General features: G+C 36.4%; 4 protein-coding genes. 1 reads left to right on the top strand and 3 read right to left on the bottom strand.

What is annotated here, in order from left to right; translation table 11 throughout:
* From ABY905_RS11330 to ABY905_RS11320, 3 genes are all read right to left on the bottom strand, one after another.
* Window positions 1-1023, bottom strand: coding sequence for a PLP-dependent cysteine synthase family protein (locus tag ABY905_RS11330; RefSeq protein ID WP_372643827.1), 1023 nt, complete (start codon window positions 1021-1023; stop codon window positions 1-3).
* Window positions 1024-2479: 1456 nt separating this feature from the next.
* Complete coding sequence (locus tag ABY905_RS11325) at window positions 2480-3916, bottom strand: SdrD B-like domain-containing protein (RefSeq protein WP_372643824.1); 1437 nt, start codon at window positions 3914-3916, stop codon at window positions 2480-2482.
* Window positions 3917-5074: 1158 nt separating this feature from the next.
* Window positions 5075-6139 (bottom strand): adenylate/guanylate cyclase domain-containing protein, encoded by a 1065-nt coding sequence (locus ABY905_RS11320; protein WP_372643821.1) that lies wholly within the window; start codon window positions 6137-6139, stop codon window positions 5075-5077.
* Window positions 6140-6650: 511 nt separating this feature from the next.
* On the opposite strand from ABY905_RS11320, the gene ABY905_RS11315 reads away from it, so the two are divergent.
* Window positions 6651-8009 (top strand): LON peptidase substrate-binding domain-containing protein (locus ABY905_RS11315; protein WP_372643818.1); only part of this gene is annotated, 1359 nt, incomplete at its 3' end.

The following is an 8009-nucleotide window of genomic DNA, read 5'->3' as shown; positions in this document are numbered from 1 at the left end:
TTAGAACTGCATCCAATCCGTTTGTGCGTATTGGTTAATCGATGAAGAATTCGGTTCAAATAAACCTTTCTCTTGCATCCACTCATCGTTGTAGAGGCTACTTAAATAGCTTTTTCCCGAATCGGGTAATAAGACGACTACAACAGCATCCTTTGGCAATTGGGCAGCGACTTGTAAGGCCCCCTTAACTGCAGCTCCTGATGAAGAACCAGCAAATATTGCATCCTTTAAAACCAAGTTTCTGGCTGTATTAAAGGCATCCTTATCGCTAACGCTTATCACCTCATCTATCACCGAAAAATCAACCGTATCCGGAATAAAGTCTTCGCCAATGCCCTCAATCAAATAGGAATGAATAGGTCCTTTGGTTTTGTAAAACTCATGTTTGTATATTGAGCCTTCCGTATCCACACCAATCACCTTGATGTTGGGGTTTTGCTCTTTCAGATATTTTCCAACACCCGATATAGTTCCTCCCGTTCCGATACCCGCAACAAAATGCGTAATTTCCCCAGCCGTATCTCTCCAAATCTCTGGCCCTGTGCTTTCGTAATGCGCTTTCGGGTTGTTTTTATTGAAATACTGATTGGGTGAAAAGGAATTAGGAACCTCATCGAGCAATCGCTCGGCTACTTTATAATAACTCTGTGGATCGTCGGGTTCAACAGCAGTTGGTGTACGAATAACAGTGGCACCGTGTGCGGTTAACAAATCTTCCTTTTCCTGACTCATTTTGTCGGGCATGGTAAAGATCAATTTGTATCCTCTAAGGATTCCCACCATAGCCAATCCCAAACCAGTGTTACCCGAGGTGGGTTCAATAATGGTCCCTCCTGCTTTTATGAGTCCCTTTCTTTCGGCCTCGTCGAGCATCGAAATAGCGATACGATCTTTTGAGCTACCCCCAGGGTTAAAACTCTCCATTTTGCTTAATAGCAATGGCTCGTAGTCCTGATTAATGTTATTTAGTTTCACTAATGGCGTATTGCCAATCCCCTCTAATATATTCTGATAATATTGCATGATTCTTCTTTTAACAACTTAACACAAAGCTTATTTCCAACACGTTAAGCTCAAACTGTAAATTAGATTTAAGGCTGTAGATTTTTAGCTATCCCACAGTGTGAGTAGTACTTATTTTATCAGCCTTTACCCTTGACTTAGCACAATGACTAAATCGTTCGGGTTTAAAATTCTAGTGTTTTGTTATCCACAACAGACGGTTGTGGAAATTCGAAGAAAATAGGGTTTGATATTTTGTCCTTGCATGATCCTTAAAAAAAGATGATCGGTTTGATGCGAATTAATAATAATCGTGATCTAAGAGAAGCACTACAATTGGCTTAAACTGAAAGGCAAGTGAGTAGCGATCGTTTTAGCAGCAAGAGCAACAACAGACGAATCTTGAAAAATAAGGCATTCCGGTTTGAATGGAAATTGACATGATAATAGGCTAATGATGAAAAAGAAAAAATGAGTTATTGGGGATTTAATTCCCAACAGGTGCATAGGACGCACCCGCAAACTGTTTTAGCAACAGCAGCAGCAACAACAAGACTGTGTTGCAGAAAAAGATTTTTCTATGTGATTCATTTTATTCATCGGGACAAAGCAAAGGATTTTATTTTGATCTCACAAGAGAAAATGAAAAAAAGACAAAAATATCTTAATTGCAAATTGCGATGCACTGAAAAAAGAGTCGTTTTACGATCATTAATTGTTTCCTCAATTTCAACATTTGGAATGGGTTTATAGATAAGTAGAAGGCAGAATTACAAAAAAATGACCTGATTATAGATTTCCCAATTTTGGGAAGGGTTAAACCGGAGGGGTTTCTGAGCTTCCTATTTTTGGGAAGTATTAATCCAGATGGTTTTCCAAGCTTCCCATTTTGGGAAGTATTAAACCAGATGGGTTTCAGTGCTTCCCATTCTTGGGAAGGATTAAACCAGATGGTTTTCAGTGCTTCCCATTTTTGGGAAGGATTAAACCGGATGATTTTCCGAGCTTCCCATTTTGGGAAGGATTAAACCAGATGGGTTTCAGTGCTTCCCATTCTTGGGAAGGATTAAACCAGATGGTTTTCGGTGCTTCCCATTTTGGGAAGGATTAAACCAGATGGGTTTCCGAGCTTCCCATTTTTGGGGTGTAGTTCATTGGGGAGGGTGGGCATTTTTGAACTTTAAAGCTATGAAAAGCACGGTATTAAAGGCTTTTATGTATTGTCATCGCAAATTAATTTGCGGACTGTCCAATCCGAATCAAGTTTGCAATCACACCTTTTTAGTCTTTTTTATAAGTTTTGTTGTAGCTTGCTGTTGGCTCCTCTTAAAATATACACTGGCACAACCTGAACTTCACTTGGCTTATTAGAATGAGTTAACTGAGCTGGCAGGCATCTGTGAGAATAACAGTACAAGTGAAGAAAGGCGCCCTTTCAGGCGCCTCACACTAAAATATTATAAAGCTCTTAAAACTTTTATTCGTTTACGGCTTCCATATGTATAATTACATAAAGCGGTCCAGACATTGAATACGTTTCAGTGTATGTGTTTGTTGGATATGAAACAGATGTAGGATTGCTGTTAAAATTACCATTGGAGTTCATATTAGGTGTAATTGTAGTAGGATCATCACTATCAATATTAATATGAATATTATTCATAGTATACCCTGAAAAATACGCCATATCAATAGTAAGTGTACCATCTAGGGCATACTCAATTGTTGAAGTACCAACGGCCGTTCCTTTGGAGATGTCGCATTGACCAGCACCGCCATAAATCGTTTCAGTAATGGTTTGACCAGGTTCTATGTAGTTTGCCCATCCCCATCTTGATTGTACATCGCAGAATGACCAATTACCGAACATGTAGGCTGTTTCACTAAATTCATCATCGTCTCCATCATCGTCTCCATCTGCTTTATAGAATCCAAAATCTATTTCTTTTAAACAGCTACTTAAAGCAGGAATAGAAAATCCACTTGCATTTTCTGTAGCTGTGTAATCTGCTGGACCACTTGCTACACTTACTGAATAATCCATACCAGCAGCTACATGCTCAAACAGGTAACTTCCATCGGCAGCAGTTAGAGTAGAAGCAACTACATTTCCTGAGGCATCAAGCAAATCAACCGTGATCCCTTCAAAACCAGACTCTCCACTTTCCAAATCAAAACTATTATCAGCATCTTCAAATACAGTACCTGAAATATCATAATAACAATCCACCGTGTAGGTTACATATCCCCACCATGCTCCTTTACTTTTTGGGAATCCATCAGGGGTATTTAAACCACCTGCATAAGCTGTTTCCCCGTCATTGGAGTCTGAATTTCCATCATCGGCATCATCACCTAAAGTTCCATCAGCTACGAGTGCCGCATGAGTTGATACATAGAATACTGAACCACAAACTTCCGAAGTTCCAAAATCACTTAATGGAATCATGAAAGTGTAATTATCAGCATTAATGTCTTCTGCTTTGTAGGGAGCATGACCAGGTGCAGGTCTTTTCGTTGGAATTTCGCTTTGATCGGTCCAAACATAAACATGCGCTTCTCCAAGATCAGCCGTGCCATTTGTGTTATAACTAACATACAGATAATCTCCGTCGTTGCTTATTACTACGGTTCCAGCATTATTCGTTTTACCTGCATAAAGCGTGTATTTATAGACACCATAATCTGGGCAACCATCGGTGTTAATATAAATAAGGTCATCCGTATAACCTGTAAATTCTCCTGTTCCTGCATCTGCATAGGCCGTTTCACCAACATTGCCATTTTTCAATTGAACTAAATCAGGACTCGATACTTCATCCAGTTCGCTGATCAAATCATTTTTATCACAAGAGTAAAACACGAAGCTTAAAAAGCTTAAAGCAAATAAATATTTAAAAAAAATTCTTTTCATAAGAGTAAGATTAAATTTCGTACTGTTTTTATCTAGACTTAATATAGATTAAGTATTTTTAATATTACGCCTGTCTTTGATAAATACGAAAATAAACCTGATGAACATCAAATTTTACTTATTAAACTTTTTCATGAATCATTCTGAGGCTAAATTTGAAATAAGCGCATTAAAATCACACATATACACGTGTATATCAATTCAATACTGAAATATTATCCTAATGAACACAATCTATTAAACGGTTAACGGTGTGCATATTAATTTAAAACTTAGAATTTGAACTATTTGTTTTATCGAGAAGATAGATTCTATAAAAATATAATAGATTATACAGTTTATGGAGATATGCAAATCAAAGTGATTATCGTAATATTTTAAAACAGTTGACATTTTATCTTCTAGCTATATGATGAGATTTCATGTCGTCATTTATCCTTATTAGATGTTTTGACTCTGTAAGCTTATTCGTTAATTTCTGATGATGCATTTCCCCTGAAGTGAGTTCGCTATCATCAGCCAATTTTTAGAAAATTCCTCCAGGAATAAGTCATACGAATGGATTACAGAATATAACGAATAGCATTTCATATTGCTTTTTAATACCCCCAACTTGTTAATCGTTGTACTCGTACACCTCTTTATTAGATAGCTTCTCCCAAATGTTCACAACACATCCCCTATTGACAGAAGAGGAGTAAGATCATTTTAAGGGATATCAAATTTATGGAAACAATTGTATAAGCTGCATTCCCAGAAAAAGTAAAGTTATAAAGAAGCATAAATTAGAAAGAGTAAAATTTAAGTAGATTAATTTGTGTGAGAAGACCACCTAAACAAGCTTGCCACCTCTCTACTTTTACTCCTCCCAATAGTTTTCGGGACAGGGAACAGAATATGCGACGCGCACCAGCTAAGGCATTTGTATTATTTAAACGCTGTCAGGTCTTAATTCTTCAGACTATGACAAGTTAAAATGGATTTTTCATTTCAATCATAAACAATCATTTTTAATCTGCGTTGAATGACTAGTCATTCACAGCTCCACTCCCCCACGATTAGCTCCGCTGATCTCCACTTCGTTTCGGTAACATACTGTGGCTTTAATTTAAAACAACGGAACGTGATACTCCTTTGAAATCACGCTTTAATGTTGAACTATGATCTAACGGAATAGAATTTAATATTTTCAGTTTTACCACGTAAGGGTAAGTCACTAAGCAATTTAAAATTATAGCCATTGGTAGATTGAATTTGATCGATCACATTCTGTGTTATAATCAATTTCTCATTAAATTCATTACACTTTTTCTCTAAACGAGCCGCTGTATTTAAGACGTCGCCATGATATGCGATTTCACGTTTTATATCTCCGATTTCAGTTGCGGTTACAATCCCGACATCCATCCCGGCTTTGAAGATAGGTACTTCGCCATATTTTGACTTAAAATATTCTTTTTGCCGCTTAAGTATATCGCTGAATTCAAAAAATGCTTTCAGGCAATTAAGTTCGCGAAAGCCTTCTTTCTTACTCCAGAATAGAATCACCTCATCACCGGCATATTGATAGACCCTTGCATTAAATTTCTGAATAACCGGCGTTAATTCATGAACACACTCCTTTATAAATTTACTGTATTTAATATGGCCTAATTTTTCTGCCAGAGCTGTTGAGCTTTTAAGGTCAACAAAGAGAAAGATGAGTTCTTCATTTCTGGGATGATAGTATTTACCTGTCAATAGGTCAATAAGCAAACCAGGGCCAAATTTATTATTGATGTAAAGGATAAAATTTAATAAGAGGATAAACGATGCGTAATAGATTAAGCCGGATAAAAAAAACTTAACGGATAGTAAACTTTTAAATTTCTCCACCAGCTCTTGAGGGACTAATCCAAAAAATAAAAATGATTTGAAAATAAGCAAGCACACGATAATTAGCCCAATCAGGTACAAAGCACTTTTCAATAAAATATTGAAACCAAAACTTTTTCTTCTGAAGATTTGTTTTTCAGTCAATTGATTAACGAGAATAAAAAGAATACCAAGTAAGATTCCTGAAAATATGACCTCAAGGTGCCAAACATTAGAGTCAAAATATTCCTTTAAGACTCCCTCTTGTATGAAATCCTCTACTCCAAAGTACGAGAAAATGGCATACATGTATAGGGCAATGATAAACGACACTATTATAAAAAGCCATTCTCTTAATTTTGTTCTCATATTATATGCTTTGATGATGCCCAACTGGTTAATAGTTGTACTCGTCTACATCTTTATTAGTTATCTTCTCCTAAAGGTACAGAATCAATCCCCTATTGGCAGAATAAGAGCAACTTTATCTTAAGGGATATCAAATTTATGAGAACAATTGTATAAGCAGTATTCCCAGAAAAAGTAAAGATATAAAGAAGCATAAATTAGAAAAAGTAAAATTTGAAGTAGATTAATTTGTACGAGAACACCAGCTAAGAGAGTTTTATTATTTAAACTCTGTCAGGCCTTCATCCTTCAGACTCTGACAGGTTAAAATGAATTTTCCTTTTCAATCATAAACAATCATTTTTAATCTGCGTCGAGTATTAGTTTTCAGCACAAAAAAGGGCCAACTCTTACGAGCAATTCCTCTTTATTCCGGCCTTTTGTTCAAACTCCTCAAATAAAATTTACTTTTTACTAAGTCAAATATTGATTAAATTTATTATACGGTTCATTTCATATAAATTTTATAACCATGAGTAAAGTAGGCGGAAAAGATATCGTGCTGGTTTCTGACATTTACCCCGACAACATTATTGTCGTGCCAATAGAAGACAAGCCTCTCTTTCCCGGAATTACCTTACCATTACTATATACCGGAGTCGAATTTGTTGATTTAATCACCTATTCTTTTGAGAATAATAATGGATTTATAGGCATATCCTTTATTAAAGAATTGAATGAAGACAGTATTTTAGATTCAGTTCTTTTCAAGACCGGCACCTTTGTTAAAATCATTAAAATTATTACTAGAACTGAAGAGGAGATTCAATTTCTAGCTCAGGCGATCACACGTTTCGAATACATACGTAAAATAAAACGCGACAATAGAGTACACTGGACGGTCAGATATAAAATTGAAGAAAAAAGGAAAATAAGTGATGAACTAAGAGCATACACCTCAGCCATTATCAATTCGGTAAAAAAGCTGGTTAAACTCAATCCGATGCTTCAGGAGCAATTACGCCTTTCGTTTACTGAAGTGGGGATGCAAGCTCCCGGACTACTCATGGATATTGTCTCATCATTTATCTCGAGTGATCCCTTTAAATTACAGGAATTGCTCGAAACATTTGATTTATACAAACGCAGCGAAAGACTGTTAATTCTTCTCAAGGAAGAACTGGAAATCACACAACTACAGGAAGACATTCAAGCGCAAATAAGCGAAAAAATATCCACTGATCAACGTGAATTCTTTCTTCGGGAACAATTAAAAATAATTAAGCAGGAATTAGGGCTAGAAAAGGATGATAAGACTTCCGAAATTGAAAAGATTGAAGAAAAGGTCAAAACACTTAAATTATCAAAAGAAGCCGCTGATGTCGTTCAAGAGGAGTTGGATAAATTAAGGATACTGGATTCAGCATCTGCTGAATTTAATGTTTCACGTTCCTATTTAAATTGGCTGACAGATATGCCCTGGGGTATTTTCTCGAAAGACAACTACGATATAAAAAAAGCTCGAAAGATTCTTAATGAACAACACTATGGATTAGATGATGTTAAACAACGAATTCTCGAATTTGTGAGTACCATCGTTAAACGAGGAAAGGTTTCAGGATCCATTATTTGCCTTGTTGGCCCTCCTGGTGTGGGGAAAACATCCATTGGCAAGTCCATTGCCGATGCTCTGAATCGAAAATTCTATCGGTTTTCTCTTGGTGGTATGCGCGACGAAGCTGAAATAAAGGGGCATAGAAGAACCTATATAGGAGCCATGCCCGGCAAAATTACACAAAGCTTAAAAAGAACAAAAACATCCAATCCTGTAATCATGCTCGATGAAATTGATAAAATCGGCATCAGTTATCAAGGCGATCCGGCATCAGCT

It is taken from the genome of Ancylomarina sp. (assembly GCF_041555295.1).
Taxonomy (GTDB): domain Bacteria; phylum Bacteroidota; class Bacteroidia; order Bacteroidales; family Marinifilaceae; genus Ancylomarina.
This window is presented reverse-complemented; position numbering and strand designations above follow the sequence as displayed.

Bases quoted from the DNA above. Each gene is read 5' to 3' on its own strand.
- ABY905_RS11320 (WP_372643821.1), bottom strand. From the start codon at position 6,139: ATGAGAACAAAATTAAGAGAATGGCTTTTTATAATAGTGTCGTTTATC.
- ABY905_RS11325 (WP_372643824.1), bottom strand. From the start codon at position 3,916: ATGAAAAGAATTTTTTTTAAATATTTATTTGCTTTAAGCTTTTTAAGC.
- ABY905_RS11330 (WP_372643827.1), bottom strand. From the start codon at position 1,023: ATGCAATATTATCAGAATATATTAGAGGGGATTGGCAATACGCCATTA.